This is a genomic window from Pseudomonas sp. H1_D05, from assembly GCF_054682705.1.
Genome location: NZ_CP162825.1, coordinates 669,934 through 696,788 on the forward strand (window position 1 = coordinate 669,934; position 26,855 = coordinate 696,788).

Here is a 26,855-nt window from a genome sequence, read left to right on the forward strand (position 1 = left end):
TCTCGAAGAATTACTGACAAGGAGTCGAAGCGAAGATGAACAACAACCTGACCGTACGCGACCTGCTATCTGACGAAGTGGAGTCGGTACGGCTGTTCCTCGGCCAACATGGCTGGGGGCACCGTACCGGTTCCAGCGAACATTTCGCGCAACTCATCGAACACTCGCAACGCACGGCGATTGCCCTGCTCGGCGCGCAGATCGTTGGCTTTGCCCGGGGCATAACCGATGGCTTGTCCAACGGTTACCTGTCGATGGTCGTGGTCGATGGCGAGTATCGACGCACAGGCATCGGCCGCAGACTGGTTGAGCATGTCATGGGCGATAACCCCGATATCACCTGGGTACTGCGTGCAGGACGAGAAGGCGCCGAAGCCTTTTTTGCCCGCCTGGGTTTTGAGACGTCGGTGATTGCCATGGAGCGACCGCGATTGAAATAACGGGCGTGCGCTCTGGCAAGGGCTATGATCAGCTTCTCTTTCCAGCATGGACGCTGCGCGATGCTCGTCACTCTTCAAAATACTCCCTTGTGGGTTTATGTGGTTTTTCTGGTTCTGGTGTATTTCGGCCTCAAGGCCCGCAAACCCCAACATGAAAGCCGGTTTTCCCTGCTGTCGACCCCGCTGGTATTGTTGGGCTGGTCGCTGTTGTCGTTGAACCTGACGGTTGATCCAGACTTGAGCCTCAGCGGCTGGCTCATTGCTTTGTTACTGGGCACTCTGTCGGCATGGTTGATTTTCCCCAACAAGGGGATAAATCTTGATGATCCGGAAACCGGGTTGATAGTGCCGGGGACTTGGAAAGCGCTGATTCTGCTCCTGCTTTTTTTTGCAGTGAACTACTACTTCGGTTATCAGGATGACGTGCACCCAGAGCGCGCTGCCGCCCCGGATATGTTGCTGTTCAAAGCCGCAGCATCAGGCTTTATCAGTGGTCTGATTAGCGCTCGCTCACTGAAATATTACCGTTTGCTGCGCACCCTTCAGGCTCAACGCCCGCCATTGGGCGCCCAATGATTCAGGAACCGCTTTTCACCAACACCGGTTTTTCCTGAGGGGCTGCGCCGGCCCCCGCATCGCTCCCGAGTTGCGCGAAGGTTTGTTCCTGCGCCCGTTCAATATCGGTGGCGCAAGGCGTGATGGCGGACTGGGGCTGCGTATCGTGCACCGTATCCTGCAATTACACAGGCGCGATATACAGTTACTGGACATGAGCGGGCGTGGCGCGACGTTCCGCTTCTCGCTATCAACAGATCAACAAAGCGCCGAACAATGGATGATGCGTTCAATGAATTTGCACAGCCCGGGCAAATAGTTGAGACCGCCGGCCCGTTGCTCCGTGACAACGCCGCCCCGCTCCCCTAAATTAGTCGGCCTGAAAAAGCCCGCGGCTTTCTCATCTCCACTCAAGTTAAAAAGTAGTGAAATTTCAATGTCCGATTTCAACACCGCTGAATCCGTAGTCACCGAATCGTCCAAAGCGGAATACGAAAACTCCATCAATCTTTCACAACACCTGCCACAAGCCAAAATCATCAGCGAGATGGTCCTGGACGCGTTCCAGTCGACCCGCGAAAGCGACCAGATCCGCGAGCTGCGCGCGGCGATCCGTCAGGCTCACGACAGCTTCGATGACGACAAGGCCTACGAGCTGATGGGCGAACTCAAGGCGCTGAAAGATGCCGAAGCGGCGGACCTCGCCGCCCTTGAAGACCTCAGCAGCAAGTTCTCGATCGGCCGCATCCTGTCCAGCTTCAAGGATGATCCGGCGTTCCAGGAAATCGTTTATGGCCTGGCCCTCAAAGTGCTGAACCAGACCCATCAGGCGATCAGCAACCCGAGCGGCGGCAAGAGCAAGGCTGCGAAGAAGAAAGAAGTCGAAATCTTCACCATCAGCAAGGACGGCATCAGCGTGACCCTGCCGCTGCGCACGCCACGCTCGCGTCTGAACGTAGACCGTGCAGCGCTGGAGTTCCTCGGTTTCACCTTCGTCGGTGAAGGCGAAGAAGCGGAGCTGGAAAGCGAAGTCTTCGTCGACAACGCGGGTACCGAGCAGGCGGTAAACCGCAAGAACATCATCACCGCACTGCAACAGCAGACTGCGTTTGATGGTTACAGCATCGCCGCGCAGTAATAGCGCAGCCGCTGTACGAAAAAAGCCCCGCACTGAGATTCAGTGCGGGGCTTTTTGTTGTCCGGCTTGGGATTCGTGAGGAGGCGAAAATCCTCGCCCCTCATCGGAACGCCGCCCGCCCAGCCCTCTCCCGGGGGAGAGGGAGCCGATCGGGAGATATTCAAGAGATGCACCGAAATGAAAGTACTGCGCCGAATCCACAATCGCCTCAATCTCTCAGGTCGATGTATAGCGCAACACACCTCGGTCAGTCCCCTCTCCCGAGGGAGAGGGTTAGGGTGAGGGCAAGCCGCTAAACCAACCTCAAGCCGAAGGATGCAACGCTACAATCATGTCCACTTCAATCGCTGCGTTCTTCGGCAACTGATACACGCCAACCGTAGTGCGCGTGTGCCGGCCGGCATCGCCGAGCACATGACTGAACACGTCCGAGGCACCGTTGGCGACTTCGCTCAGATCAACGAAGTCCGGCGTCGACTTCACATACACCGTCACCCGCAACAACGCCTTGATTTTGTCCAGCGAACCCACCGCATCGACGATCAGCGCCAGGCAACGCATCGCACTGATGCTCGCGGCGGCTTGCGCATCCTTGAGGGTCAACTCCAGCCCGACGCGACCCGGATACTGAATCTTGCCGTTAGTGCGCGGCACCATGCCGCTGATGTACAGCTCATCATGATGACGGATCAGCGGCGCGTAATTGCCGCCGGCGGTGTTCTCACCATAGATGTCGTAGTTCAGCTCTTGGGCCAGGGCAATAAAACGCTCGTCGCAGGTCATCCTCTCAGTCATTTCGCCCAGCCTTTTGATCAGTGCATGAAGAAGCTCGAATCACGGCAGTAAAACACCGAAAAAATGGCTTGGTGCTATCACTGTCGGGGTTGGATCCAAATCTAGGGGTTTTGAACTCCACTCGCAACCCTCACCCTAGCCCTCTCCCAGAGGGAGAGGGAACTAATTGCGGGATATTGACGAGATACACCGACCTGAAAGCGCTCTACCGAATCCAGAATCGCCAAGATTCTTCAGGTCGACGGCGGATTCAAGACAACTCGGTCGGCCCCCGCTCCCTCTGGGAGAGGGCTGGGCGGGCGGCGTTCCGATGAGGGGCTTTACGCCACCCAACAAAAAACCCCGCACATCTCTCAATGTGCGGGGTTCTTCTTCAAGCCTCGAACCTTACGGCGCGTACGTCAGCAGCAACTCTGCAGGCACCTTGAAGTCCAGGGACATCATGACGCTCAACGCAGTGATGGTGAAGATCGAGAACACGAACAGCTTGCGTGCCCAGACCGTGTCATCCACTGCCTTGTAGCCGGTCCAGGCCATGTACAACCAGTACATGCCCATGGCCGCAGCCACCGCGAGATAGCTCATGCCAGCGTAACCGCTGAAGGTCAGCATCAAGGTCGCTACGAGGAACGCCAGGATGTAGAGCAGGATGTGCTTCTTGGCCACTTGGATCCCGCGCTTCACTGGCAACACCGGAATCGATGCGGCCAGGTAATCGTTGAAGCGGAAGATCGCGATGGCGTAGGAATGCGGCATCTGCCACAGGCTGAACATCACCAGCAACGTCAGCGCGGCCATGTCGAAGCTGTTGGTTACGGCAACGTAACCGATCACTGGCGGCATGGCGCCCGACAGACTGCCCACCAGCGTGCCGTGAACCGACTTGCGCTTGAGGTACAGGCTGTAGAAGCCGACGTAGATGATGAAGCCGATCACCGCGAACAAAGCGGCCAACGGGTTGGCCACCTTGTACAACAACGCAACGCCGAGAACACCAAGGATGGTCGCGTAGACCAGGGCCAGTTTCAGGGAGATCAAGCCCTGCACCAGCACCCGGTTTTTAGTGCGTTCCATCTTCAGGTCGATGTCGCGGTCGATGCAGTTGTTGAACACGCAACCGGAGGCAACAACCAGGGATGTACCGATCATGGCAGCCAGAAACACCGCCAGATCCACATGCCCTTTCGAGGCCAGGAAAAACCCGCCTGCCACAGAAAGCACGTTACCGAAAATGATCCCCGGTTTGGTGATTTGGATAAAGTGCTTGAGCGACATCGGGTCTTACCTCACTTCGCCATCATGTAGGTGTGGATGCTGAACATGATCCACAACGACAGGCCAACCAGCAGCACGATCACAATGGCCGTAAAGACAAACGCGATCACGTTGTTACGCTGAGCAATGGAGCGGTCCAGGTGCAGGAAGTAATACAGGTGAACAATCACCTGGATTACTGCGAACAGCAGAACGATTGCCAGCGTGGTGGCCTTCGGCAGGCTCGGGTACATCACCAGACCGAATGGAATTACGGTCAGGATCACCGACAGGATGAAGCCAATGGCGTACGACTTTACGCTGCCGTGGCCAGCATCATGGCTGTCATGGGAGTGTGCATTAGCCATTACAGAGTCCCCATCAGGTAAACAACGGTGAATACGCAGATCCACACCACGTCCAGGAAGTGCCAGAACAGGCTCAGGCAGCTCAGACGGGTCTTGTTGGTCGCCGTCAGGCCGTGCTTGTTGACCTGGTACATCATGATGCCCATCCAGATCAGACCCGCCGAAACGTGCAGACCGTGGGTACCGACCAGGGTGAAGAACGCGGACAGGAAGCCCGAACGGCTAGGACCGAAGCCCTCGGAGATCAGCAGGTGGAACTCGTTGATCTCCATGGCGATAAAGCCTGCGCCCAGCAGGAAGGTCATGAACAACCAACCCAGAACCTGCTGCTTCTTGCCTTTGAACAACGCCAGCATGGCGAAGCCGTAGGTGATCGAACTGAACAACAGCAGAGCGGTTTCGCCCAGCACATATGGCAGTTCGAAGATGTCGTGGCCCGACGGGCCACCGGCAACGTTGTTTACCAGTACTGCGTACACCGCGAAGATCGACGCAAACAGAATGCAGTCGGTCATCAGGTAGAGCCAGAAACCGTATACGGTCATCTCACCCGAGTCGTGGTGATGGTCATCGTGCCCATGGTCACCATGGGCGTGTCCAACATTGGTCACTAAGTTCGACATGGTTTAAGCCTGTTCCAACGAGGTTTCAACACGGGTGGCACCGGCCGGGATTTTCCCTGCCGCGACCAGACGCTTGTGCTGCTCGGCTTCGATACGCTCGATCGTTTCAACCGGAACCATATAGCCCTGGTCGTCACGTGCAGCGTGGATCACGAAGTAGATGACGGTGCCGGCCAGGCTGGCGATCGCCAACCACCAGATGTGCCAGATCATCGCGAAACCGAAGACGGTCAACAGTGCGCCCATCACTACGCCAGTGGCGGTGTTGTTCGGCATGTGGATCGGCTCGTACTTGGCCGGACGCTGGTACGCAGTACCGTTTTCCTTGGCTTCGGTGAACGGGTCGATGCAGTCAGCCTTAGGCAGCACAGCAAAGTTGTAGAACGGAGGTGGCGACGAGGTCGACCATTCCAGAGTGTGTGCATTCCACGGGTCACCGTGATCGCAAACGTTCTCTGGCTTGTTGCGGTCGCGCACACTGACGTACAGCTGGATCAGCTGGCAGGCGATACCGACAGCGATCATCACCGCACCGAACATGGCAACGTACAGGTACGGTACCCACTCAGGGTTGGTGGTGGCGTTCAGACGACGGGTCATGCCCATGAAGCCCAGTGCATAGAGCGGCATGAACGCGACAAAGAAGCCCGAGATCCAGAACCAGAACGCTGCTTTACCCCAGCCTTCGTGCAGCTTGAAGCCGAACGCTTTCGGGAAGTAGAACGCGAAACCAGCGATGTAACCGAATACCGCACCGCCGATGATCACGTTATGGAAGTGCGCGATCACGAACAGGCTGTTGTGCAGAACGAAGTCAGCACCCGGGATGGCCAGCAGTACGCCGGTCATGCCGCCGATGGCGAAGGTCACCATGAAGCCCAGAGTCCACAGAACCTGGCTGGTGAAGCGCAGACGGCCCTGGTAGATGGTGAACAGCCAGTTGAATAGCTTCACACCCGTCGGGATGGAAATCAGCATCGTCGCCAGACCGAAGAAGGCGTTGACGCTTGCACCCGAACCCATGGTGAAGAAGTGGTGCAGCCAAACCATGAAGCCCAGTACCGAGATCGCGCCCGAGGCGTAGATCATCGAGTGGTGGCCGAACAGTTTCTTGCCGGTGAACGCCGAGATCACTTCCGAGAAGATGCCGAATGCCGGCAGGATCAGGATGTAAACCTCAGGGTGGCCCCAGGCCCAGAACAGGTTGACGTACATCATTGGATTGCCACCAAATTCATTGGTGAAAATGTGGAAATCCATGTAACGGTCAAGGGTCAGCAATGCCAGGGTAGCGGTCAGGATCGGGAACGAAGCCACGATCAGAACGTTTGCCCAGGTGCAGGTCCAGGTGAAGATCGGCATGTCCATCAGTTTCATGCCAGGGGTACGCATTTTCAGTACGGTCGCGAGGAAGTTAACCCCCGTTAGCGTCGTACCTAACCCGGATAGCTGTAGCGCCCAGATGTAGTAGTCCATGCCCACGCCAGGGCTGTATTGCAGACCCGACAATGGTGGATAGGCAACCCAACCGGTCTTGGCGAATTCGCCGACGCCTAGGGACAGGTTGATCAGCACTACGCCGGATACCAGCAGCCAGAAGCTCAGGGAGTTCAGGAACGGGAACGCAACGTCACGCGCGCCGATCTGCAGCGGCACTGCAAGGTTCATCAGGCCGGTGAAGAATGGCATCGCCATGAAGATGATCATGATCACACCGTGAGCGGTGAAGATCTGGTCATAGTGTTCAGGTGGCAGGTAGCCAGGCGAACCCTCGGTGGCCATGGCCAACTGGGTACGCATCATGATGGCGTCGGCAAAACCGCGCAGCAGCATGACCATGGCGACGATGATGTACATCACGCCGATTTTCTTGTGGTCGACCGAGGTCAACCACTCGGTCCACAAGTAGGTCCACTTCTTGAAGTAGGTGATTGCAGCGAACAGCGCCAGACCACCGAGGGCGATCATGGCGATGGTCACCATCACGATCGGCTCGTGGAATGGGACTGCTTCCCAACTTAATTTACCAAACATCGTTTACTCCTCTGCCCCGGCAGCTGAATGCGAACTCGAGTCAATTTCCGTGGCCGCCACTTCTTTCTCTTTCTTCTCGTGCTTCAGCGGCTTGCCCGGCTTCATACCTTCGTACTTGTCGACGATGATCTGGAACTGGTTCGGCGTGACCGAGGAGTAGAGCTCGACTGGGTTGTTCTGGCTCGGTTTGGCAAGGGCCGCGTATTCAGCTTGATCAAGCTGTTTAGGTGACTTCTTGACTTCACTTACCCAGGCGTCGAAATCTTCCTGAGTGGTGGAGATAGCCTTGAATTTCATACCGGTGAAACCCGCGCCGCTGTAGTTGGCGGAGATACCGTCCATTTCAGCGTTACGGTCAGCGATCAGGTGCAGCTTGGTCTGCATGCCCGCCATCGCGTAGATCTGGCCGCCCAGACCCGGGATGAAGAACGAGTTCATCACAGCGTCAGAGGTGATCTTGAAGTTGATTGGCGTGTGCGCCGGGAACACGATCTTGTTGACCGTGGCGATGCCTTGTTCCGGGTAGATGAACAGCCACTTCCAGTCCAGCGCAACGACTTCGATGGTCACTGGCTTGACGTCGGATTGAATCGGACGATACGGGTCCAGTTCGTGGGTCGAAATGTAGGTGATGTAACCCAGGGCAATGATGATCAGGACCGGGATGGTCCAGACTGCCACTTCGATTTTGGTCGAGTGCGACCATTTCGGGGTGTAGACGGCGTTCTTGTTCGACGCGCGGTACTTCCAGGCGAACAGGAAGGTCATGACGATAACCGGCACAACGACCAACAGCATCAGCAGGGTCGCGGTGATGATCAGGTTTCGCTGTTCCAGGCCAACCTGGCCCGTTGGATTGAGCAAGGTCATGTTGCAGCCTCCCAGCAACAACGTGCCGAGCAGCGGCACTAGGCCTAGTAATCTGGGGTACCTGTTTTTACTCATCTCACGACCTCTAAAGCAGCTTGCGCAATGCAGTTGGGTTTTGATCGCCAACACTTCACCCTGCCAAGGGTTGGCATTTTCTTTGGATTGAATAAGGGCCGCCCGTCGCGCGTCAGACGCTCGACAAAACCTGGGACAGCGGTCAGTTCTTATTCGAATTCGTGGTCAAAGGCCTTGTTACAGACCAATTCCATTTGGTGCGGAAAGTTGGAAGGCACCGACACCTGGGTGTCTTGAAAGCCTTTCGACTCACTCGACACCCGACTTTCTGCGCAGCGCCTTAATAAAAAAGCGTTCCTTAATAAAGGCTGAACAGTGCCGGGAATTCAGTGCGGGCGATTGTAGATAGGTAGCGCCCTATACACCATGTCTTATCCCGAAATAATTTTTATCCGTTCGAGCAACAATGCATCGCCATTTTTGCAAAAGTTCCACATGTTATCGAAATAGATTCTCAACAAAAACACCAAAAAATGTAGGTGTACCCGCGTCAGTTCAGACAGCTCCGAAGGCTATTTCCGAACGCTGGAACAGCGCAAAGCCCGATAACCCAAGGCTTTTGGCCATATACCCGCGCTTGTTAAAACTGCCTGCTCTGGCACTCGCGTGCTAAAGCCGAAAAACCCCGAAACTGACCAATCCTTTTTTGTAACAACGGCCGATTCCGCGTCACTCAATGGCCCTGCGACATGGCGCGTGTGACAACATGTCGCACACTTGCCACACCCTTCCTTGCCACCCGTCACGGTGTTTTCACAAACACCGTGAAAAGCAAAACGCCCCGATTGGCTGATCCGCAAATCGAGGCGTTTTCTGTATCGGCCAGACAGCCGATTAGTTGACTCAGCGCAGTGCTTTTCGGTTACGCGAGGTCAGCAGCGGCACCAGGATCACCACCAGCACGAACGCCACCAGTGCCCATTGTGCCAACGACAAGCCAAGGATCGGCGGGTACGGCGTCGAGCAGAAACCGTCAACCTGGAAGCCCAGCGGGAAGATCTTCGCCAGCGGCAGATCATCGACAATCGGCTGCAGCACATCGATGCCGCAACTCACCGCCGGATAGAACTGGGTGTACACGTGATGCCCGGCCACACCGGCCCCGGCAATCGCACAAATCACCACCAGCACCTCGAACACGGTGATGCTGCGACGGGTGCGCATGGCCGCGCCGATGAACGCGAACAGCGCGATCAGCAGCAACGCATAGCGCTGCAAGATGCACAGCGGGCACGGCGCTTCGCCGAGCACGATCTGCATATATAGAGCGCCACCGATCAGCGCCAGGCAGATGATCCCCAACAGCACCAGAAAGCGCCGCTCACGGCCCAACCGAATCGTTTCCTCGCTCATCGCGTTTCCCTTTTATGTCCATGGTTCAACCGGCTCGCGGCTGAAGGTTGTCGCAAGTCTACACCGGGGGAATAAACGATAAAGCGGTTAAGAAACGATTAACCTTGGATCATGTTTCACAAATTCAGACCGCATAACGGCCTTCGCGAGCAAGCTCGCTCCCACTTTGAATTTGCGTCAAACACAAATCCTGTGGGAGCGAGCTTGCTCGCGAAGATGGCGCCTCGGTCTTAAATCATTCCAAAGCCGAAGCCGGCCCGAAGAACTCATAACGGCTTTGTTTCTCCGGCACACCCAGCGCCTTCAGATGACGCTTGATCGCCCCCATGAAACCCTTCGGCCCAAGGAAGTAAGCATCCACATCACGCTGCTGCGGCAACCACTCGCCAAGCTGTGCCTGATCCAGGATCCCGACCTTGTCCGCTGCCGGACTCACACCGTCATCCTCGGCGTAGCAATAAAAACGCTTGAGTTGCGGATGACGTTCAGCCAGTTCATCAATCCAGTCGCGGAACGCATGCACGCTGCCATTGCGCGCGCAGTGGATAAAGTGCACCGGACGCTCGGTTTCCAGCGCCGCTTCCAGCATCGCCAGAGTCGGCGTGATGCCGACGCCGCCGCTGATCAACACCAATGGCTTGTCGCTCGCGGTCAAGGTGAACTCACCCGAAGGCGGGAACAGCTGAATGCTCGCGCCGACCTGCAATTGATCGTGCAAATGATTGGACGCACGACCACCCGGTTCGCGTTTGACGCTGATGCGGTACTGACCGTTGTTCGCCAGTGCCGACAGCGAGTAGTTGCGGCGGATTTCTTCGCCATCGAGGATCAGCTTCATGCCGATGTATTGACCCGGTTCGGCCGCGAGAATCGGGCCTTTGTCTGCCGGCTCAAAGTAGAACGAAATGATTTCCGCGCTCTCCTCGACCCTGGCCGCGACGATGAATTCACGCGCCCCGCGCCAGCCGCCGACGGCTTGTTCTTTCTGGTCATAGATCGCGGTTTCGGCGCCGATCAGAATGTCCGCCAGTTGACCGTACGCCGCGCCCCAGGCGCTCATCACTTCTGGCGTGGCAATCTCTTCGCCGAGCACTTCGGAAATAGCGCGGAGCAGACAGGCACCGACAATCGGGTAATGCTCCGGAAGAATCTGCAAGGCAACGTGCTTGTTGATGATCTTCGCCACCAGATCACCCAACTGGTCGAGCTGATCGATGTGCCGCGCGTACATCAACACGCCGTTGGCCAAGGCGCGCGGCTGGTCACCGCTGGCCTGGTGGGCCTGGTTGAACAGCGGCCGGACCTCAGGGTATTCAGAGAGCATCATGCGGTAGAAGTGAGTGATCAGCGCTTCACCGCCGCTTTCCAGCAGAGGCACGGTGGATTTGACGATGGCACGATCCTGAACGCTAAGCATAAGGTTGACTCCTGAGCTTCTTTGAAAAGTTACCTTAGGGTTATCAGATTCCGTGCCAACTTATTTTTTTATATAAATCAATAACTTAAGAACTATGTAGTCATAACGACCCGAAGGCCTTTATAGTCATCCCGACTACATCTTGTCTCTTTGACTACAAGACCATGACCGCCAAATCCCTGCTCACCGCCCTGTTGCCCTTAGTTTCCGATTTGTCCCGCGAACTGCCCGAGGGCGAGCGTTATCGACGCCTGCTCGAAGCCATGCGCGCCCTGCTGCCCTGCGATGCCGCTGCATTGTTGCGCCTCGACGGCGAATCGCTGGTGCCGCTGGCCGTGGACGGTTTAAGTACGGACACCCTCGGTCGGCGCTTCAAAGTCAGCGAGCACCCGCGTTTCGAAATTCTCCTCAGCGGAGCCGGACCCACGCGCTTCGCCGCCGACAGCGACTTGCCCGATCCTTATGACGGTCTCGTCGACGGACTCGACGAGCATCTGGAGGTTCACGATTGCCTCGGCTGTCCTTTATTTGTCGATGAAAAACTCTGGGGCCTGATCACCCTCGACGCTCTCGACCCCGAGCGTTTCGAACCGATCGAACTCGACGCCCTGCAAGCCTTCGCCAGCCTCGCCTCGGCCACGGTCAACGCCGCCGAACGTATAGAACGTCTGGCCAATCGCGCAGAAGACGAGCACCAGCGCGCCGAGGTTTATCGTCAGGCCAGCGGCCAGCAGAACCGCGAAATGATCGGCCAGAGCAAGGCGCTGAAAAAACTGGTGGAGGAAATCAATCTGGTCGGCGGCAGCGATCTGACGGTGTTGATTACCGGGGAAACCGGCGTCGGCAAAGAACTGGTCGCCCAAGCGATTCACGCCGCCTCGCCCCGTGCCGAAAAACCAATCATCAGCCTCAACTGCGCCGCGCTGCCCGACACGCTGGTAGAAAGCGAACTGTTCGGCCACGTGCGCGGTGCCTTCACCGGCGCCACCAGCGATCGACGCGGCAAGTTCGAACTGGCCAATGGCGGCACGCTGTTTCTCGATGAAGTCGGCGAGTTATCGCTGACCGTGCAGGCGAAATTATTGCGCGTTTTGCAGAGCGGTCAGTTGCAGCGTTTGGGGTCGGACAAGGAGCATCAGGTCGATGTGCGTCTGATTGCAGCGACCAACCGCGACCTCGCCGAAGAAGTGCGCAGCGGTCGCTATCGTGCCGACTTCTACCATCGCCTCAGCGTCTACCCGTTGCGCGTGCCGGCGCTGCGTGATCGTGGCCGCGATGTGTTGTTGCTCAGTGGTTTCTTCCTCGAACAGAACCGCTCGCGCATGGGCCTCAACAGCCTGCGCCTGAACAGCGACGCCCAGGAAGCACTGCTCGCCTACACTTGGCCGGGCAACGTGCGAGAGCTGGAACACTTGATCGGGCGCAGTGCGCTGAAGGCGCTGGGCAACTGCAAGGTGCGGCCGAAGATTCTCAGTTTGAGCGCGGCGGATCTGGATTTACCGCGCGAGGTTGTGGATAACTCGGTTGAGGCGGTTGCCGGAGTTGTGGCTGAGATACCGCTGATCAGCGGGGATCTGCGCAGTGCGACCGAGCAATATCAGCGGCGTTTGATCAGTGCGGCGCTGGAACGTAATCAGGATAACTGGGCGAGTGCGGCGCGGGAGTTGGGGTTGGATCGGGCGAATCTTGGGCGTATGGCCAAACGACTAGGCATGAAGAGCTAAAAGCACACCCTCACCCTAGCCCTCTCCCGGAGGGAGAGGGGACCGACCCGGGGATGCTTAAGAAACACGCAGACCTGAATCTGCTTTACCGAATCCATAATCGACTCGGTCGTTCAGGTCGATATACAACGCCAGACACCTCGGTCGGCCCCCTCTACCTCTGGGAGAGGGCTGGGGTGAGGGGCAGTGATAGAGAGAACAGCGATCAACTCAAGCCGACCACCCGACAACTAACCTAAAGCCCACCCCTTTAACGCCGATAACCCGGCATCAATAGTTTTTGGCGATTTGCACCCTCGCCCACCACCTTTCCACAGAAGGTTCATATGTCCTCCACCAAAGCCCGCGCAGACTCACTTTCGCTTCTGCTGTTTACTTTGCGCAGCGGCAAGCTGATGGCGATCAACCTGCTGAAAGTCAGTGAAATCATCCCCTGCCCGCCGCTGACCAAGCTGCCGGAGTCGCACCCGCACGTGAAAGGCATCGCCACCCTGCGCGGTGCTTCGCTGTCGGTGATCGACCTCAGCCGCGCCATCGGCGAACGCCCGCTGGAAGATCCGAACGGCGGCTGCCTGATCGTCACCGACGTCAGCCGCTCCAAGCAGGGCCTGCATGTACAAGCGGTGAGCAAAATCGTCCACTGCCTGACCACCGACATCAAGCCCCCGCCCTTCGGCTCGGGCGGTTCGCGCGCTTACATCACCGGCGTGACTTCGGTTGACGGCACACTGGTGCAGGTGCTGGATATCGAAAAGGTTATCCACAGCATCGCCCCGGCGCAGATCGAAATGGCCCCGACCGACCTGACCATGGAAGACGCCGAAGTGCTCGGCAACGCACGGATTCTAGTGGTCGACGACAGCCAGGTGGCGCTGCAGCAATCGGTGCACACCCTGCGCAACCTCGGCCTGCAATGCCACACAGCACGCAGCGCCAAGGAAGCCATCGACTGCCTGCTCGACCTGCAAGGCACGGCGCAGCAGATCAACCTGATCGTCTCCGACATCGAAATGTCCGAGATGGACGGCTACGCCTTCACCCGTACCCTGCGCGAGACCCCGGACTTCGCCCATTTGTACGTGCTGCTGCACACCTCGCTCGACAGCGCGATGAACAGCGAAAAAGCGCGCCTGGCCGGGGCGAACGGTGTGCTGACCAAGTTCTCCTCTCCAGAACTGACCCACTGCCTGATCGAAGCGGCCAAACACGTCGCCGCCCACGGGCACTGAGTCTTGGCCCAGAGGTATTGTTTTTTGATGCGGCGCGATCTGGACAAGGACGCGCCGGATGTGCCTTGGCCTCAAGGCATTGAACTGTGTACGTACTCCGTCGAACTGGCGGCGGACGTGCATGACTTGATGCAACTCGGCTACCGCGAAGGTGGCGGCCGAGTGCCGGCGCTGGACGTTTGGCAGCAGCAGTTCGAAACCGATCCTGAATACGATGCGAGCCTGTGTTTGATTGCCCGTGATGGCGAAGGCGTGGTCGGCGTGGCGCAATGCTGGACCAGCTCGTATATCAAAAATCTGGTGGTGCATCCGCGCATGCAGGGCCGAGGATTAGGCCGGGCGTTGCTGTTCAATGCATTCAAGGTGTTTCAGCAGCGCCGTGAAGGGTTTGTTGATCTGAAAGTGCTGGAGGACAACCAGCGGGCGCAGCGCTTGTATGAAAGTGCCGGGATGTATGTGGTCCGCCGCGAGCTGGTGCCGGACTGATCGACCGTCTTCGCGAGCAGGCTCGCTCCCACCCTGGAATGCATTTCAAACGGTGGGAGCGAGCCTGCTCGCGAAGAGGCCAGTACAGGCAACTTCCCTTCTCAGGCGCACTCCAACCTTGGCCCCCCCAAAACCAAGGACGCCCACCATGAAAACTTTCACCGCAAGCCTGCTCTGCCTCACCGCCCTCGCCTCCCAGGCGCACGCCTCCAGCCCCGACGCCTGGGCCGCCTACGACAAAACCGTACTCGCCAGTTGCAGCAAAGCCAGCGGCCTGAAAAACGCCAAACCGGTCGGCACCCCCGCACAATTCGATGACCGCGTCGGCTACACCGCCGTGTTGCTGCAAGGCCAATACCCGCAAAAACACATGAAAGGTCAGCAAGGCACCGAACTGTGTCTGTACAACAAACAGTCGAAAACCGCCTTCGTCACCGAGTGGGATTCGATCCGCCCGCCCGTTAAAACCAAGTGAATGGCGCATAATTTGCTTCGATCCAGTTCTGTGCGGTGGTTTTCCGCCACCGTTTCACACCCTGATTGAAGACAGATCGCTCAATGAATACGACGTTTTCCTGCGTAGGCTGCGGCAAATGCTGCACCGATCACCATGTCCCGCTGACCCTGACCGAAGCCCGCATGTGGGCGGCGGATGGCGGTCAGGTGATCGTGCTGGTCGAGGCATTTCTCGGTAATGGCCTGGGTTTGCCGGCGCAGCAGCGGGAACATGCCGAACGGCGCTCAGCGCTCGTTCGCAGCGGCGCGGCAGACGCCCATGTGGCGATCACTTTCGCCGCGTACAACGTCGGCCCCTGTCGGAATCTTGACGAAGACAAGTTGTGCCGGATCTACGAGCGACGGCCGTTGGTGTGCCGCATTTATCCGGCAGAAATCAATCCGCATATCCCGCTCAACCCTGCCGCCAAGGATTGTCCGCCGGAGTCCTGGCAACAGGGGCCGGTGTTGATTGCCGGCGGTGAGTTGGTGGATCAGGAACTGGTGGAGTTGATTCAGCGCTCGCGCCAGGCCGATCGGGATGACATCGGCATCAAGGACGCGATTTGCGCGATGCTCGGGATTCGCACCACAGCGCTGAAGGGAGACGGGTTTACTGCGTACTTGCCGAATATGAGTGCTTTTGCTTCGGTGATTGATCAGGTCACCGCGCAACCGCTGACGACGACTCCGAGTGAGTGGGTGTTTCATGTGTCCGGGGATGATGTGGCCGGGCAAGTGCTGGCGGCCGGGGCACAGGTGGTGACTGAGCCGGCGCAGACGTATGCGTTTATCTCGCTGCGCGCGGCTTGATCCAGATTCTTAAGCGCCTATCCGGGCCTCTTCGCGAGCAAGCTCGCTCCCACAGAGATTGTGTCGTGCACGAATTTTATGAACGACTGAAAAACCTGTGGGAGCGAGCTTGCTCGCAAAGACGCCGGCCCGGACAATCTCAATCGCGGATCTGCCGCCGCGCCCAGAACTCCCGCGCCAGCAACCTTAAATCACCGGCCAACCCCGCCACGTCCTCGGAGTTGCGCTGACTCTGCCGCCCCTCATCCAGCGCCACATCAACGTTGCGACCGGTCACCGGGAGATTGATCTTCATGGGATAGCGCGAATAAAACTCAGCGCTTGCCCATCGAACGACGGGTGCCCGGCGGCGCCATGCCCGGGGTCTTGGTGTGGCCGTTCTTGGCGCCGTTCTTGTACCACGGCTGGTTCGAGCCTTTGGCAGAAGCCAGCTCGCCCGGTTTGAACGGAAATTTGAACGCCGGGATATCGGCTTTGGTTTCGCTGGTATCGGCCAGTTCAGCCGAGACATCGCTCACAGCGTCGTCAACCGGCGGCAGGGTCGGGGAAGTCATAAAAGCTCCGGAAAGCAAAAAGTCGGGCCCGATCAGTGAGCCGCGAAGGCGCGCAGTATACCTGTGCGCCATGGCTCGGCACCTGAAGATTTGCAGCGCACGCCGAACGGTTTACAGGTAGGTGATGGTGACAATGCCTTTGTCGGCCGAGGTCTTCAGCGCTTCATAGCGCATGGAAATCGGCAGCGACTGATGGCTACAGGCGTTGCGCTCAGTGTCGACATCGACTTTCACGCCGGGCTTGATTTCAATCTGGCGAGACTCACGAGCAACAAACGCCCCGACCGGCCCGACCTGACAACCCGAATCAACGATTTGCCCGGTGAAGCGGATCTCACCGGATTGACTGGCCGGCGCGGCGAATGCTGTGAGTGGAAGCAAGAGAAGCACATACGGCAGAGCGGTTTTCAGCTGCATTTCAAGACACTCCCGGGGTGAGCGGCCCAGAGAACCCGGGCTACACCATGTTATCCGCGTGCTGGGACGGATCTTGAGAAGCATAGTTGGCAAATGGGTCCCGAATAGGGACAGATCGGTCCCTTTTGGGGACCGTTATACCGCCATCGCGAGCAGGCCCACTCCTACAATTGGAATGCGTTTTAACTGTGGGAGCCAGCCTGCTGGCGATGAACGATGACGCGGTGTTCAACCCTGCGGATCAACCCGATCCAGCGCCCGGTTTACCGCCAGCTCGGCCAGCATGACGATCTGCTGGATCGCCAGCGCCGTACTGCGCTGCGGGCGACTGAGCCGATCGGCCAGATCACCGGCCATGACATTGGCTGAAGCCAGCGATTCGCAGGCGTGGGCAAGCAGACTTTCGGTGTCGATGTTCGGGTGGATGAGGAACATCGTACTGGGCTGACGCGGTTTGACCGGTTCGGGGCAGAGGTAGAAATCGAGCGCGCGTTTGATGGCTTCGCGGGTTTTTATCTGGTCGTCGGCGCGGATGGCGTCTTCGAGTGGGGTGGTGGGATCGATGGGTGGATCGGGTACGGGCTTAGTCATTTACTCAGTCCTCACTGATTGCAGCCAACAATTACCGTTTCTCACGCGGCGAATTGGGTGGCAGCTACGTACGGGGTGAGAAACCGGGCAAGGACCAGTAAAACCTCCGGCCGGACCGAAGTCCGCCCGTACATAGCCGCCATAAAAATGCAGGCAGCAATCAGCTGGCGCCGATTATGACGGTACTGGTATTGGAATAATACTTAGCCCGGGTTCTCACACCCGATCGCCGAGTTTTCGGCGACAGCCCAAGACTAGAGAGCGCACGTCCGACGGACAACCTGAAAACCTTGTGGGAAGGTTCTGGTTATTTGACACAAATTTAAACAGCCAAAAGCCAACCCTCACCCTAGCCCTCTCCCAAAGGGAGAGGGAACTGACCGTGGTGTTTGGCAGAGCTACGCCGACGTGCGATACCGTGTTGAACTCAGGTTTTGAAACAGATCAAAAGCCCCTCACCCTGGCCCTCCCCCGGAGGTAGAGGGGACTGACCGTGGTGTTTGGTAGAAGCACGCCGACGTGAAATACCGGGTCGAACTCAGATTCTGAAACAGATCAAAAGCCCCTCACCCTAGCCCTCCCGAAACGTCGGACCGCCCGTAGGGAGAGGGAACTGACCGTGGTGTTTGGACGAAGTACGCCGACGTGAAATACCGAGCTGAACGCAGATTCTGAAACAGATCAAAAGCCCCTCACCCTAGCCCTCTCCCGGAGGGGAGAGGGAACTGACCGCGTGGAATGGAAGAGATACGCCGACGTGCAATTCCGCGCTGAACTCAGATGTTGAAAAGCCCACAAATCGGCTCCCTCTCCCTCGGGAGAGGGCTGGGGTGAGGGGCAGCAACAACGCAAATCAAAAGCCGAACACCCGCGCTCTTCACCACTCAATAGGTCGAGTGTCAGCTCGCCTGCTTTTGATCTTGATCCACGGGCGACGTCGGAAGGCTGAGTGGAGGGATTGATCCGGGCGTGGGAGCGCAGCGACCGTTTGGCGCAGCCAAACACAGCGAGAGGAGGTGCAGCGAAGCAAACCGTAGGCGCTGCGCCCGGATCGATCCCGCAGCGAAGGAACCCCGAGCCCCAGCGAGCGGGCCGCACGTAGGAGCAAGCGTTTTTGGTTACTTTTTAGGCGTTTGTAAAAAGTGACCCGCCGTAAGGGCGGAACCGTAATCAGCCACACCCGCAAAAACGGATATACACCCAGAGAAAACTGACAGCGCCGACAGCTAGCCGTCACCCTCCTGACCCCAAAACAAGTTTATAAAGACCCTAACCCTGCCCAAAATCCGTCCGGCGCCCACCCCGCATGCGAATCCAAAAAAACAAAGCCCTGCTAGCCCTAGTGATCGTCCTGGCCGCCGCAGGTACATGGTGGGCAATGAAACCCGCCCCCACCAAACTCGCCACCCCCACCGCCATCCCGGTGCGAGTCATAGCGGTCAGCGAAAAAGACGTCCCCCGCTACACCAGCGGCATCGGCTCCGTACTCTCATTACACAGCGTCGTAGTACGCCCCCAGATCGACGGCATCCTCACCAAAATCCTCGTCAAAGAAGGCCAACTCGTCAAAGCAGGCGACCTGCTGGCCACCATCGACGACCGCTCCATTCGCGCCAGCCTCGACCAGGCCCGCGCCCAACTGGGCGAAAGCCAGGCGCAACTGCAAGTCGCCCTGGTCAACCTCAAACGCTACAAACTGCTCACCGTCGACGACGGCATCTCGAAACAGACCTACGACCAACAACAAGCCCTGGTCAACCAACTGAAAGCCACCGCCCAAGGCAACCAGGCTTCGATTGATGCTGCGCAAGTACAACTTTCCTACACACAGATCCGCTCCCCGGTCACCGGCCGTGTCGGTATTCGCACCGTCGACGAAGGCAATTTCCTGCGCATGACCGACACCGCCGGCCTGTTCACCGTCACCCAGATCGACCCGATCGCCGTCGAATTCTCCCTGCCCCAGCAAATGCTGCCGACCCTGCAAGGCTTGATCAACGACCCGCAACGCGCGCAGGTCAAGGCCTACATCGGCGCCGACACCGATGGCGAAACCGGCAACCTGCTCGGCGAAGGTCACCTGACCCTCATCGACAACCAGATCAACGCCAACACCGGCACCATCCGCGCCAAGGCCGAATTCGCCAACGCCAGCCAGAAGCTCTGGCCTGGCCTGCTGGTCACGGTAAAAATTCAGACAGCCCTCGACAAAGATGCGCTGGTGGTCCCGCCCACCGTCGTACAACGTGGCCTCGATCAACACTTCGTTTATCGGGTCAACGGTGACAAGGTCGAAGCCGTGCAAGTGCAGATGGTTTATCAAGGCAGCGGCCAGGACATCATCAAAGGCGTGAAGGCCGGTGACGTGCTGGTCACCGACGGCCAGTCGCGGCTTAAACCCGGTTCGACCGTGCAAGTCATGAGCGAGCCGCCGCAAGTGGTGCAGGCGGAGCCGAAGCCATGAAGGCGCATAAAGGTGTTTCGACGTGGTGCATCGATCACCCGGTCGCCACAATCCTGCTGACCATCGCTTTGGTGCTGGTCGGTTTGATTGCCTTCCCGCGCTTGCCAATCGCCCCACTGCCGGAAGCGGAATTTCCTACGATTCAGGTTTCCGCGCAGTTGCCCGGCGCCAGCCCCGACACCATGGCCTCATCCGTGGCCACGCCGCTGGAGGTGCAATTCAGCGCCATCCCCGGCATGACCCAGATGACCTCCAGCAGTGCGCTCGGCTCCAGCCTTTTGACTCTGCAATTCACCCTCGATAAAAGCATCGACACCGCCGCCCAGGAAGTCCAGGCAGCGATCAACACTGCCGCCGGCAAACTGCCCAAGGACATGCCGACCCTGCCGACCTGGAAGAAGGTCAACCCGGCCGACAGCCCGGTGCTGATCCTCAGCGTCAGCTCGACACAAATGCCCGGCACCGAACTCAGCGACCTGGTGGAAACCCTGCTCTCGCGTCAGATCAGTCAGATCGACGGCGTAGGCCAAATCAACATCACCGGTCAGCAACGTCCGGCGATTCGCGTACAAGCCTCGGCGGACAAACTGGCGGCGATCGGCCTGACCCTCGCCGACATCCGACTGGCGATTCAGCAGACCAGCCTCAACCTGGCCAAAGGGGCGCTGTACGGCGAATCAAGCATCTCGACGTTGTCGACCAACGACCAGTTGTTCCACCCTGAGGACTACAGCCAGCTCATCGTTTCCTACAAGGATGGCGCCCCGGTTCACCTGCGCGATGTCGCCAAAGTCGTCAATGGTTCGGAAGATGCCTACGTGCAAGCGTGGGCCGGCGATCAACCCGGTGTGAACCTGGTGATCTCGCGCCAGCCCGGCGCCAACATCGTCGAAACCGTCGACCGCATTCAAGCCGCCCTGCCCGGCCTCGAAGCCATGCTGCCGGCCTCGGTGCAAGTAAAAACCCTGATCGACCGCACCCAGACCATTCGCGCCTCGCTGCATGAAGTCGAAATCACCCTGTTGATCGCGATTCTGCTGGTGGTCGCGGTGATGGCGCTGTTCCTGCGTCAGTTGTCGGCAACCCTGATTGTCTCGGCGGTACTGGGTGTTTCGCTGATCGCCAGTTTCGCTTTGATGTACCTCCTCGGTTTCAGCCTGAACAACCTGACGCTGGTGGCGATCGTCGTCGCGGTCGGCTTCGTCGTCGACGATGCGATCGTGGTGGTGGAAAACATCCACCGCCATCTGGAAGCCGGCGACGATATGCGCGAAGCGGCGATCAAGGGTGCGGGCGAGATTGGCTTCACCGTGGTCTCGATCAGTTTCTCGTTGGTGGCGGCGTTTATTCCGCTGCTGTTCATGGGCGGTGTGGTCGGGCGGCTGTTCAAGGAATTCGCCCTGACCGCGACCTCGACCATCATGATTTCCGTGGTGGTATCGCTGACTTTGGCGCCGACGCTGGCCGCGCTGTTCATGCGCAAACCGGTGCACCACGCCCACGACAAACCGGGTTTCAGCGAACGCCTGCTCGGCTGGTACGAACGAGGCCTGCGTCGCGCCCTCGCCCATCAGAAATTGATGATTGGCGTGTTCGGTTTGTCGCTGGCGATGGCGATTGGCGGTTACATCTTTATCCCCAAGGGTTTCTTCCCGGTACAGGACACCGGTTTCGTCCTCGGCACCACCGAAGCTGCAGCGGATATTTCCTACGGCGACATGGTGAAAAAACACTTGGCGATGGCCGAAATCGTCGCCGCCGACCCCGCCGTGCAGGCGTTTTCCCACTCGGTCGGCGTGTCCGGCAGTAACCAGACCATCGCCAACGGCCGCTTCTGGATCGCCCTGAAAAAACGCGGTGACCGTGATGTTTCAGCCAGCCAGTTCATCGACCGCATCCGTCCGCAACTGATGAAAGTCCCCGGCATCGTCCTCTATCTGCGCGCCGGCCAAGACATCAACCTCAGCTCCGGCCCGAGCCGCGCGCAGTATCAATACGTGCTGAAGAGTAACGACGGCGCAACCCTCGCGACATGGACGCAACGCCTCACGGAAAAACTGCGCAGCAACCCAGCGTTCCGCGACATTTCCAACGACCTGCAACTGGGCGGCAGCATCACCCACATCAGCATCGACCGCAGCGCCGCCGCACGTTTCGGCCTCACCGCGAGCGATGTCGACGAGGCGCTGTACGATGCCTTCGGGCAACGGCAGATCAATGAATTCCAGACCCAGGTCAACCAGTACAACGTGATTCTGGAACTGGACACCAAACAACGCGGCAAGGCCGAAAGCCTCAACTATTTCTACCTGCGTTCGCCACTGAGTGGCGAGATGGTGCCGCTGTCGGCGCTGGCCAAATTCGATGCACCGACCATTGGCCCGTTGTCGATTGCCCACGATGGGATGTTCCCGGCCGCTAACTTGTCGTTCAACCTCGCGCCCGGCGTTGCGCTGGGTGATGCGGTGATTCTGCTCAATCAGGCCAAGGCCGAGATCGGCATGCCGACGGCGATCAGCGGCAATTTCCAGGGCGCGGCGCAGGCGTTCCAGAGTTCGCTGGCCAGTCAGCCGTGGCTGATTCTTGCGGCGCTGGTGGCGGTGTACATCATTCTCGGTGTGCTTTATGAAAGCTTCGTGCACCCGCTGACGATTATTTCGACGCTGCCGGCGGCAGGTTTGGGTGCGGTGATCATGCTGTGGATCTGCGGCCAGGACTTTTCGATCATGGCGCTGATCGGCCTGGTGCTATTGATCGGTATCGTCAAGAAGAACGGCATTCTGATGATCGACTTCGCCCTCGAAGCGCAGCGCCACCGAGGCCTGTCGCCACAGGAGGCGATTTTCGAGGCGTGCATCACGCGATTCCGGCCGATCATCATGACCACCCTCGCGGCCCTGCTTGGCGCCCTGCCGCTGATGCTCGGTTACGGCACCGGCGCCGAACTGCGTCAGCCGCTGGGGATCGCGGTGGTGGGCGGTTTGCTGGTCAGCCAGATGCTGACGTTGTTTACCACTCCGGTCATATACTTGTGGCTTGAGCGGCTGTTCCACCGGCCCAAACCAGCGCCCGTAGCGGCGTTGGCGACCACAGACTGAGGCAGGGTCATGCGCGTTCTGATTATCGAAGACGAGGAAAAAACCGCGGACTATCTGCACCGCGGTCTGACGGAGCAGGGTTACACCGTGGATCTGGCCCGCGACGGCGTCGAGGGTCTGCATCTGGCGCTGGAAAGCGACTACGCGGTGATCGTCCTCGACGTCATGTTGCCGGGCCTCGATGGCTTCGGCGTGCTGCGCGCGTTGCGTGCGCGCAAGCAGACCCCGGTGATCATGCTCACCGCCCGCGAGCGCGTCGAAGACCGCATCAAAGGCCTGCGCGACGGCGCCGACGATTACCTCGGCAAACCGTTTTCCTTCCTTGAGCTGGTCGCGCGCCTGCAAGCGCTGACCCGGCGCAGCGGTGGGCATGAACCGGTGCAGGTGAGCATCGCCGACCTGTGGATAGATTTGATCAGCCGCAAGGCTACCCGCGCCGGCACCCGACTGGATCTGACCGCCAAAGAGTTCTCCCTGTTGAGCGTTCTCGCCCGCCGGCAAGGTGAAATCCTTTCGAAAACCGCCATCGCCGAGATGGTCTGGGACATCAATTTCGACAGCGATGCCAACGTTGTCGAAGTCGCAATCAAACGCCTGCGCGCCAAGCTCGACGGGCCGTTCGACGAGAAACTGCTGCACACCATTCGTGGCATGGGTTATGTGCTGGAGAGCCGTGGTGTCCAGTAACTCGATTGCCCTGCGCCTGAGCGGCATGTTCACGCTGGTGGCGCTGCTGGTGTTTCTGTTGATCGGCGGCGCGCTGTATCAACAGGTCGATAAAGGCTTGGGTCTGCTACCGGAAGCCGAGCTGGATGCGCGTTACAGCGTGCTCGAATCGGCGCTCAATCGCTTCGGTACGCCCGAGCATTGGGTGAAGATCAACGCCAAATTGAAGCTGCTGGGTGAAGAGGACAAACGCATTCGTTTCTGGGTGGTGAGCGGTGATCCGGGTTACGAATACGGTCAGCCCGATGCGGCGATCCGTACTTTTGCCAAAGGCCCGTTGGGCATGCATGACTTGCAGTTGCCCGGCCAGCCCTATCCACTGAAAGTGCTGCTGACCGAGTTGCCGGCCAAGGATCAGCGTCCGCCGCTACGGTTCATGATCGGCATCGATACCGAGACCTTTCATGAGACGCAGCACAACCTGCTGATTGCCTTGATCGGGCTGGCGATTGTCGGTGTGCTGATGGCTTCGGCGCTGGGCTATTGGGTCGCGCGGATTGGTCTCAAACCGCTGATCAAACTGTCCCATGAAGCTCAACGACTGGCGCCTCCGCTGCGGGCCGGGCGCTTGCGTCTGTCGCCGCTGCCACCGGAACTTGAGCAGTTTGTCGACTCCTTCAACTCGACGCTGGAACGGGTTGAGCAGGCCTACTCGCGGCTGGAATCGTTCAACGCCGATGTCGCTCATGAGCTGCGTTCGCCGCTGACCAATCTGATTGGTCAGACTCAGGTGGCGCTGACCCGTGGGCGTTCTGCCGAACATTATTTCGAAGTGCTGCAATCCAATCTGGAAGAGCTGGAGCGGCTGCGTTCGATCATCAACGACATGCTGTTTCTGGCCAGTGCCGACCAGGGCAACAAGGCGACCAAACTGACCTCGACGTCGCTGGCGGATGAGGTGGCAACGACCCTGGAATATCTGGATTTCATTCTTGAAGATGCGCAAGTTGAGGTGCAGGTCAGCGGCGATGCGCAGGTGCAGATCGAGGTCGCGCATTTGCGCCGGGCGTTGATCAATTTGTTGAGCAATGCGGTGCAGCACACCGGCGCGGGTCAGGTGATCGAGGTGCACATCGAGGTTAAAGAGCAGCAGGTGAGTATCGGCGTGGCCAACCCCGGTTCGCCGATTGCCAGCGAGCATTTGCCGCGCTTGTTCGAGCGCTTTTATCGGGTGGATGCCTCGCGCAGCAACAGTGGCAATAACCATGGGCTGGGGCTGGCGATCGTCAAGGCGATTGCGCTGATGCATGGCGGCGATGTGTTTGTGCGCAGTGATCGGGGGATGAATACCTTCGGGATTTATTTGCCGGTCTGAAAAGCCCCTCACCCTAACCCTCTCCCCGAGGGAGAGGGGACTTACCGTGGTGCTCTTTCGAAGTACGCCGACCTGAAATATCCCGTCGAACTCAGGCTTTGAAAAGCATGAAGATCTGCTCCCTTTCCCCCTCGCCCCCCTGGGGGAGAGGGTTGGGGTGAGGGGGTGACTTTTGCTTCTGCTGTAACAGTCATTTATGAAAATCACGCTGTTTCCCAACGCCCGGCGACCTTATCTTTGCCCGCACCAAACAGCACTCGCCAAGCGAGAAGGTTTTCAAGATGTCCAACAGTATGGGTATTGCCAGCGCTTTCGTTTTGTCCTCATTGATCCTGTCGCCGATGGCGATGGCTGAAGAATCGCAGTCGTTCGTAGCGCAAAATATCGCTCGCGCGCAGGCCTTCGATCAGCATCAGGCCGAAGTGATGGCCAAGGCACAAGACGCCACGCAAGCCCCGCAGGCTGCCACCTCACAGGCTCAAGCTGCCGAGAAAGACAGCTGAGTCGCGCACCGCGCCAACGTTTCCCTCGACGCGGTTGTTTGGCTCTTCCCGTTCAACCGTCGTCATTCCAGGCCGCTGCCTTTCAGCGGCCTTTTTTCGTTGTGGTCTGAAAGCCGTTTGGTTCGTCTGTAACAACAAGAAACATCAAGCCCTCAAGCCATTGAAGGGCCAGTTGACCCAAGGAGCTCCATCGCACGTGCGTTACCCAGTTCGCTGCACCCCGCTGTTCATTGCAATTGCCGCAACGATTGCCCCTGCCGCTCACGCTGACGAGCCTGCCAAAGATGGCTTTGTCGAGGGTTCAAGCCTCAACCTCAACGCCCGCAACTACTACATGAATCGCAACCGCTTGCAGAAGGCGGACGACAACATCGAGTGGGGCCAGGGCTTTCTCGGGGTCTTCAAGTCGGGCTACACCGAAGGTACGGTCGGTTTCGGCATCGATGCCCACGCCATGCTCGGGTTGAAGCTCGATGGCGGTGGCGGCACCGACGGCTCGAGCATCCTGCCGGTCAGAGAGAATGGCGGCAAAGCGCCGGGGGCGTTCTCCACGGCGGGTGGCACGTTGAAAATGCGCGCGTTCGATACCGAGTTGAAGGCCGGTGACCTGTTCCTCACCAACCCGGTCATCGCCGGCGGTGATACGCGCATGCTGCCGCAGACTTTCCGTGGTGTGAGCCTGACCAACCACAGCTTCGACGGCTGGTTGATCGAAGGCGGCCAAGCCAGTTTCACCAAGCCTTACAACCAGAGTGGGCACACGCGCATCGGCACTTCCTACGGCACTCTTGCCGACGGCGATGAGAGCCAGCACCTGAACTGGGCCGGCGTGGCGTGGAGCGGTGTCGAAGGCCTGACCAGCAGTCTTTATGCCTCTGAGTTGAAGGACATCTGGAACCAGTATTACTACGACCTCGACTACACCTGGCAGTTGAACGATCTGGTCAGCCTCAACCCGGGCTTGCACTTCTATCACACGCAAGACACCGGTGATGCGCTGCTGGGCAACATCGACAACAACACCTACAGTCTGCATTTCACCGTTGGCGTCGGTAATCACAGCGTTACCGCCGCGTATCAGCGGGTCAACGGCAACACGCCGTTCGACTACATCAGCCAGGGCGACAGCGTTTATCTGGATAACTCACAGCAGTATTCCGACTTCAACGGCCCGAACGAGCGCTCGTGGAAGCTCAAGTACGCCTATGACTTCGCCGGTGTCGGCGTGCCGGGGCTGACCTCGTCGGTGTCCTACTCGCGCGGCACTGTGGATCTGACCAAGGTCGACCCCGACAGCAAAGGCTATTCCAACTGGTACAGCGCCGATGGCCGCAACGCCAAGCACTGGGAACGCGATCTCGACGTGAAGTACGTGGTGCAGAGCGGTCAGGCCAAGGATCTGGCAGTCCACCTGCAATGGGCGACCAACCGAGGCGGCAACGGCTACGGCGTGATTGATTCGGATACAGATGAATACCGCGTGATCATCGACTACCCGATCAACGTCTTCTAAGATCC

General features: G+C 58.6%; 26 protein-coding genes and 1 pseudogene. 15 read left to right on the plus strand and 12 right to left on the minus strand.

What is annotated here, in order from left to right; translation table 11 throughout:
- Positions 1-35: 35 nt before the first annotated feature.
- From AB4O11_RS02985 to AB4O11_RS03000, 4 genes and pseudogenes are all read left to right on the plus strand, one after another.
- Complete coding sequence (locus AB4O11_RS02985) at positions 36-440, plus strand: GNAT family N-acetyltransferase (RefSeq protein WP_077574458.1); 405 nt, start codon at positions 36-38, stop codon at positions 438-440.
- A 60-nt stretch (positions 441-500) separates the two neighbouring features.
- On the plus strand, positions 501-1,016 hold the full coding sequence (locus AB4O11_RS02990; protein ID WP_257358621.1) for a DUF6622 family protein: 516 nt from the start codon (positions 501-503) through the stop codon (positions 1,014-1,016).
- A 49-nt stretch (positions 1,017-1,065) separates the two neighbouring features.
- Positions 1,066-1,314 (plus strand): annotated as a pseudogene (locus AB4O11_RS02995) (ATP-binding protein); the annotation flags it as partial.
- Between the two features lie 117 nt (positions 1,315-1,431).
- Positions 1,432-2,133, plus strand: coding sequence for a hypothetical protein (locus AB4O11_RS03000; RefSeq protein WP_007949995.1), 702 nt, complete (start codon positions 1,432-1,434; stop codon positions 2,131-2,133).
- A 303-nt stretch (positions 2,134-2,436) separates the two neighbouring features.
- Here the strand turns inward: AB4O11_RS03000 and AB4O11_RS03005 are convergent, their stop codons facing one another.
- The 8 genes from AB4O11_RS03005 to hmpA form a co-directional block, all read right to left on the minus strand.
- Positions 2,437-2,928: a RidA family protein gene (locus tag AB4O11_RS03005; RefSeq protein WP_007916938.1), complete on the minus strand. Its 492-nt coding sequence runs from the start codon at positions 2,926-2,928 to the stop codon at positions 2,437-2,439.
- A gap of 387 nt (positions 2,929-3,315) precedes the next feature.
- Positions 3,316-4,203 (minus strand): heme o synthase, encoded by an 888-nt coding sequence (gene cyoE, locus AB4O11_RS03010; RefSeq protein WP_007916939.1) that lies wholly within the window; start codon positions 4,201-4,203, stop codon positions 3,316-3,318.
- Positions 4,204-4,214: 11 nt separating this feature from the next.
- The gene (gene cyoD / locus AB4O11_RS03015; protein WP_007916940.1) at positions 4,215-4,550 is read right to left on the minus strand and encodes a cytochrome o ubiquinol oxidase subunit IV; all 336 of its coding nucleotides are present in this window, start codon (positions 4,548-4,550) and stop codon (positions 4,215-4,217) included.
- The gene (gene cyoC, locus AB4O11_RS03020) at positions 4,550-5,173 is read right to left on the minus strand and encodes a cytochrome o ubiquinol oxidase subunit III (protein WP_034156084.1); all 624 of its coding nucleotides are present in this window, start codon (positions 5,171-5,173) and stop codon (positions 4,550-4,552) included. Before cyoC ends, cyoD begins: the two co-directional genes overlap by 1 nt.
- Positions 5,174-5,176: 3 nt before the next feature.
- A complete protein-coding gene (gene cyoB / locus AB4O11_RS03025; RefSeq protein ID WP_460130110.1) occupies positions 5,177-7,207 on the minus strand; it encodes a cytochrome o ubiquinol oxidase subunit I in 2,031 nt (676 codons plus the stop codon).
- 3 nt (positions 7,208-7,210) lie between these two features.
- The gene (gene cyoA / locus AB4O11_RS03030; protein WP_007916947.1) at positions 7,211-8,152 is read right to left on the minus strand and encodes a ubiquinol oxidase subunit II; all 942 of its coding nucleotides are present in this window, start codon (positions 8,150-8,152) and stop codon (positions 7,211-7,213) included.
- Positions 8,153-8,995: 843 nt separating this feature from the next.
- Complete coding sequence (locus tag AB4O11_RS03035; protein ID WP_025109264.1) at positions 8,996-9,505, minus strand: disulfide bond formation protein B; 510 nt, start codon at positions 9,503-9,505, stop codon at positions 8,996-8,998.
- 235 nt (positions 9,506-9,740) lie between these two features.
- The gene (hmpA, locus tag AB4O11_RS03040; protein ID WP_460130112.1) at positions 9,741-10,922 is read right to left on the minus strand and encodes an NO-inducible flavohemoprotein; all 1,182 of its coding nucleotides are present in this window, start codon (positions 10,920-10,922) and stop codon (positions 9,741-9,743) included.
- 164 nt (positions 10,923-11,086) lie between these two features.
- On the opposite strand from hmpA, the gene norR reads away from it, so the two are divergent.
- The 5 genes from norR (at position 11,087) to AB4O11_RS03065 (ending at position 15,669) form a co-directional block, all read left to right on the plus strand.
- On the plus strand, positions 11,087-12,646 hold the full coding sequence (gene norR, locus AB4O11_RS03045) for a nitric oxide reductase transcriptional regulator NorR (protein ID WP_460130114.1): 1,560 nt from the start codon (positions 11,087-11,089) through the stop codon (positions 12,644-12,646).
- Positions 12,647-12,972: 326 nt separating this feature from the next.
- Entirely contained in the window at positions 12,973-13,875 is a 903-nt protein-coding gene (locus tag AB4O11_RS03050) for a chemotaxis protein CheV (RefSeq protein WP_008084803.1), read from the plus strand.
- A 27-nt stretch (positions 13,876-13,902) separates the two neighbouring features.
- Positions 13,903-14,361 carry a GNAT family N-acetyltransferase gene (locus AB4O11_RS03055; RefSeq protein WP_460130116.1) on the plus strand — a complete coding sequence of 153 codons (459 nt, stop codon included), beginning with the start codon at positions 13,903-13,905 and terminating at the stop codon, positions 14,359-14,361.
- Between the two features lie 148 nt (positions 14,362-14,509).
- The gene (locus AB4O11_RS03060; RefSeq protein ID WP_099757132.1) at positions 14,510-14,836 is read left to right on the plus strand and encodes a hypothetical protein; all 327 of its coding nucleotides are present in this window, start codon (positions 14,510-14,512) and stop codon (positions 14,834-14,836) included.
- A gap of 83 nt (positions 14,837-14,919) precedes the next feature.
- Positions 14,920-15,669, plus strand: coding sequence for a YkgJ family cysteine cluster protein (locus tag AB4O11_RS03065; RefSeq protein ID WP_093430675.1), 750 nt, complete (start codon positions 14,920-14,922; stop codon positions 15,667-15,669).
- A 139-nt stretch (positions 15,670-15,808) separates the two neighbouring features.
- Here the strand turns inward: AB4O11_RS03065 and AB4O11_RS03070 are convergent, their stop codons facing one another.
- The 4 genes from AB4O11_RS03070 to AB4O11_RS03085 all read right to left on the minus strand — a co-directional run bounded on the left by AB4O11_RS03070 (position 15,809) and on the right by AB4O11_RS03085 (position 17,231).
- On the minus strand, positions 15,809-15,964 hold the full coding sequence (locus AB4O11_RS03070; protein WP_257358679.1) for a hypothetical protein: 156 nt from the start codon (positions 15,962-15,964) through the stop codon (positions 15,809-15,811).
- A gap of 19 nt (positions 15,965-15,983) precedes the next feature.
- Positions 15,984-16,223, minus strand: a complete 240-nt coding sequence (locus tag AB4O11_RS03075; RefSeq protein WP_038362870.1) for a hypothetical protein — start codon at positions 16,221-16,223, stop codon at positions 15,984-15,986.
- Positions 16,224-16,334: 111 nt separating this feature from the next.
- Positions 16,335-16,640 carry a hypothetical protein gene (locus AB4O11_RS03080; protein WP_093430676.1) on the minus strand — a complete coding sequence of 102 codons (306 nt, stop codon included), beginning with the start codon at positions 16,638-16,640 and terminating at the stop codon, positions 16,335-16,337.
- 228 nt (positions 16,641-16,868) lie between these two features.
- The gene (locus tag AB4O11_RS03085) at positions 16,869-17,231 is read right to left on the minus strand and encodes a DUF6124 family protein (RefSeq protein ID WP_320336352.1); all 363 of its coding nucleotides are present in this window, start codon (positions 17,229-17,231) and stop codon (positions 16,869-16,871) included.
- Positions 17,232-18,537: 1,306 nt separating this feature from the next.
- Here AB4O11_RS03085 and AB4O11_RS03090 point away from each other — a divergent pair.
- From AB4O11_RS03090 to AB4O11_RS03115, 6 genes are all read left to right on the plus strand, one after another.
- Positions 18,538-19,695 (plus strand): efflux RND transporter periplasmic adaptor subunit, encoded by a 1,158-nt coding sequence (locus AB4O11_RS03090; protein ID WP_460130119.1) that lies wholly within the window; start codon positions 18,538-18,540, stop codon positions 19,693-19,695.
- Positions 19,692-22,793, plus strand: a complete 3,102-nt coding sequence (locus AB4O11_RS03095) for a multidrug efflux RND transporter permease subunit (protein ID WP_460130121.1) — start codon at positions 19,692-19,694, stop codon at positions 22,791-22,793. Before AB4O11_RS03090 ends, AB4O11_RS03095 begins: the two co-directional genes overlap by 4 nt.
- A gap of 9 nt (positions 22,794-22,802) precedes the next feature.
- Positions 22,803-23,480 (plus strand): heavy metal response regulator transcription factor, encoded by a 678-nt coding sequence (locus AB4O11_RS03100; RefSeq protein ID WP_007916978.1) that lies wholly within the window; start codon positions 22,803-22,805, stop codon positions 23,478-23,480.
- Positions 23,470-24,834 carry a heavy metal sensor histidine kinase gene (locus AB4O11_RS03105; RefSeq protein ID WP_093430680.1) on the plus strand — a complete coding sequence of 455 codons (1,365 nt, stop codon included), beginning with the start codon at positions 23,470-23,472 and terminating at the stop codon, positions 24,832-24,834. Before AB4O11_RS03100 ends, AB4O11_RS03105 begins: the two co-directional genes overlap by 11 nt.
- Positions 24,835-25,115: 281 nt before the next feature.
- Entirely contained in the window at positions 25,116-25,337 is a 222-nt protein-coding gene (locus tag AB4O11_RS03110) for a hypothetical protein (protein ID WP_093430681.1), read from the plus strand.
- A 196-nt stretch (positions 25,338-25,533) separates the two neighbouring features.
- Positions 25,534-26,850, plus strand: a complete 1,317-nt coding sequence (locus AB4O11_RS03115; protein WP_460130123.1) for an OprD family porin — start codon at positions 25,534-25,536, stop codon at positions 26,848-26,850.
- Positions 26,851-26,855: the final 5 nt, after the last annotated feature.

What these genes read in the sequence shown, in the direction of transcription:
- AB4O11_RS02985 (WP_077574458.1), top strand. Translation starts at nt 36, where the DNA reads ATGAACAACAACCTGACCGTACGCGACCTGCTATCTGACGAAGTGGAG.
- AB4O11_RS02990 (WP_257358621.1), top strand. Translation starts at nt 501, where the DNA reads ATGCTCGTCACTCTTCAAAATACTCCCTTGTGGGTTTATGTGGTTTTT.
- AB4O11_RS03000 (WP_007949995.1), top strand. Translation starts at nt 1,432, where the DNA reads ATGTCCGATTTCAACACCGCTGAATCCGTAGTCACCGAATCGTCCAAA.
- AB4O11_RS03005 (WP_007916938.1), bottom strand. Translation starts at nt 2,928, where the DNA reads ATGACTGAGAGGATGACCTGCGACGAGCGTTTTATTGCCCTGGCCCAA.
- cyoE (WP_007916939.1), bottom strand. Translation starts at nt 4,203, where the DNA reads ATGTCGCTCAAGCACTTTATCCAAATCACCAAACCGGGGATCATTTTC.
- cyoD (WP_007916940.1), bottom strand. Translation starts at nt 4,550, where the DNA reads ATGGCTAATGCACACTCCCATGACAGCCATGATGCTGGCCACGGCAGC.
- cyoC (WP_034156084.1), bottom strand. Translation starts at nt 5,173, where the DNA reads ATGTCGAACTTAGTGACCAATGTTGGACACGCCCATGGTGACCATGGG.
- cyoB (WP_460130110.1), bottom strand. Translation starts at nt 7,207, where the DNA reads ATGTTTGGTAAATTAAGTTGGGAAGCAGTCCCATTCCACGAGCCGATC.
- cyoA (WP_007916947.1), bottom strand. Translation starts at nt 8,152, where the DNA reads ATGAGTAAAAACAGGTACCCCAGATTACTAGGCCTAGTGCCGCTGCTC.
- AB4O11_RS03035 (WP_025109264.1), bottom strand. Translation starts at nt 9,505, where the DNA reads ATGAGCGAGGAAACGATTCGGTTGGGCCGTGAGCGGCGCTTTCTGGTG.
- hmpA (WP_460130112.1), bottom strand. Translation starts at nt 10,922, where the DNA reads ATGCTTAGCGTTCAGGATCGTGCCATCGTCAAATCCACCGTGCCTCTG.
- norR (WP_460130114.1), top strand. Translation starts at nt 11,087, where the DNA reads ATGACCGCCAAATCCCTGCTCACCGCCCTGTTGCCCTTAGTTTCCGAT.
- AB4O11_RS03050 (WP_008084803.1), top strand. Translation starts at nt 12,973, where the DNA reads ATGTCCTCCACCAAAGCCCGCGCAGACTCACTTTCGCTTCTGCTGTTT.
- AB4O11_RS03055 (WP_460130116.1), top strand. Translation starts at nt 13,903, where the DNA reads ATGCGGCGCGATCTGGACAAGGACGCGCCGGATGTGCCTTGGCCTCAA.
- AB4O11_RS03060 (WP_099757132.1), top strand. Translation starts at nt 14,510, where the DNA reads ATGAAAACTTTCACCGCAAGCCTGCTCTGCCTCACCGCCCTCGCCTCC.
- AB4O11_RS03065 (WP_093430675.1), top strand. Translation starts at nt 14,920, where the DNA reads ATGAATACGACGTTTTCCTGCGTAGGCTGCGGCAAATGCTGCACCGAT.
- AB4O11_RS03070 (WP_257358679.1), bottom strand. Translation starts at nt 15,964, where the DNA reads ATGAAGATCAATCTCCCGGTGACCGGTCGCAACGTTGATGTGGCGCTG.
- AB4O11_RS03075 (WP_038362870.1), bottom strand. Translation starts at nt 16,223, where the DNA reads ATGACTTCCCCGACCCTGCCGCCGGTTGACGACGCTGTGAGCGATGTC.
- AB4O11_RS03080 (WP_093430676.1), bottom strand. Translation starts at nt 16,640, where the DNA reads ATGCAGCTGAAAACCGCTCTGCCGTATGTGCTTCTCTTGCTTCCACTC.
- AB4O11_RS03085 (WP_320336352.1), bottom strand. Translation starts at nt 17,231, where the DNA reads ATGACTAAGCCCGTACCCGATCCACCCATCGATCCCACCACCCCACTC.
- AB4O11_RS03090 (WP_460130119.1), top strand. Translation starts at nt 18,538, where the DNA reads ATGCGAATCCAAAAAAACAAAGCCCTGCTAGCCCTAGTGATCGTCCTG.
- AB4O11_RS03095 (WP_460130121.1), top strand. Translation starts at nt 19,692, where the DNA reads ATGAAGGCGCATAAAGGTGTTTCGACGTGGTGCATCGATCACCCGGTC.
- AB4O11_RS03100 (WP_007916978.1), top strand. Translation starts at nt 22,803, where the DNA reads ATGCGCGTTCTGATTATCGAAGACGAGGAAAAAACCGCGGACTATCTG.
- AB4O11_RS03110 (WP_093430681.1), top strand. Translation starts at nt 25,116, where the DNA reads ATGTCCAACAGTATGGGTATTGCCAGCGCTTTCGTTTTGTCCTCATTG.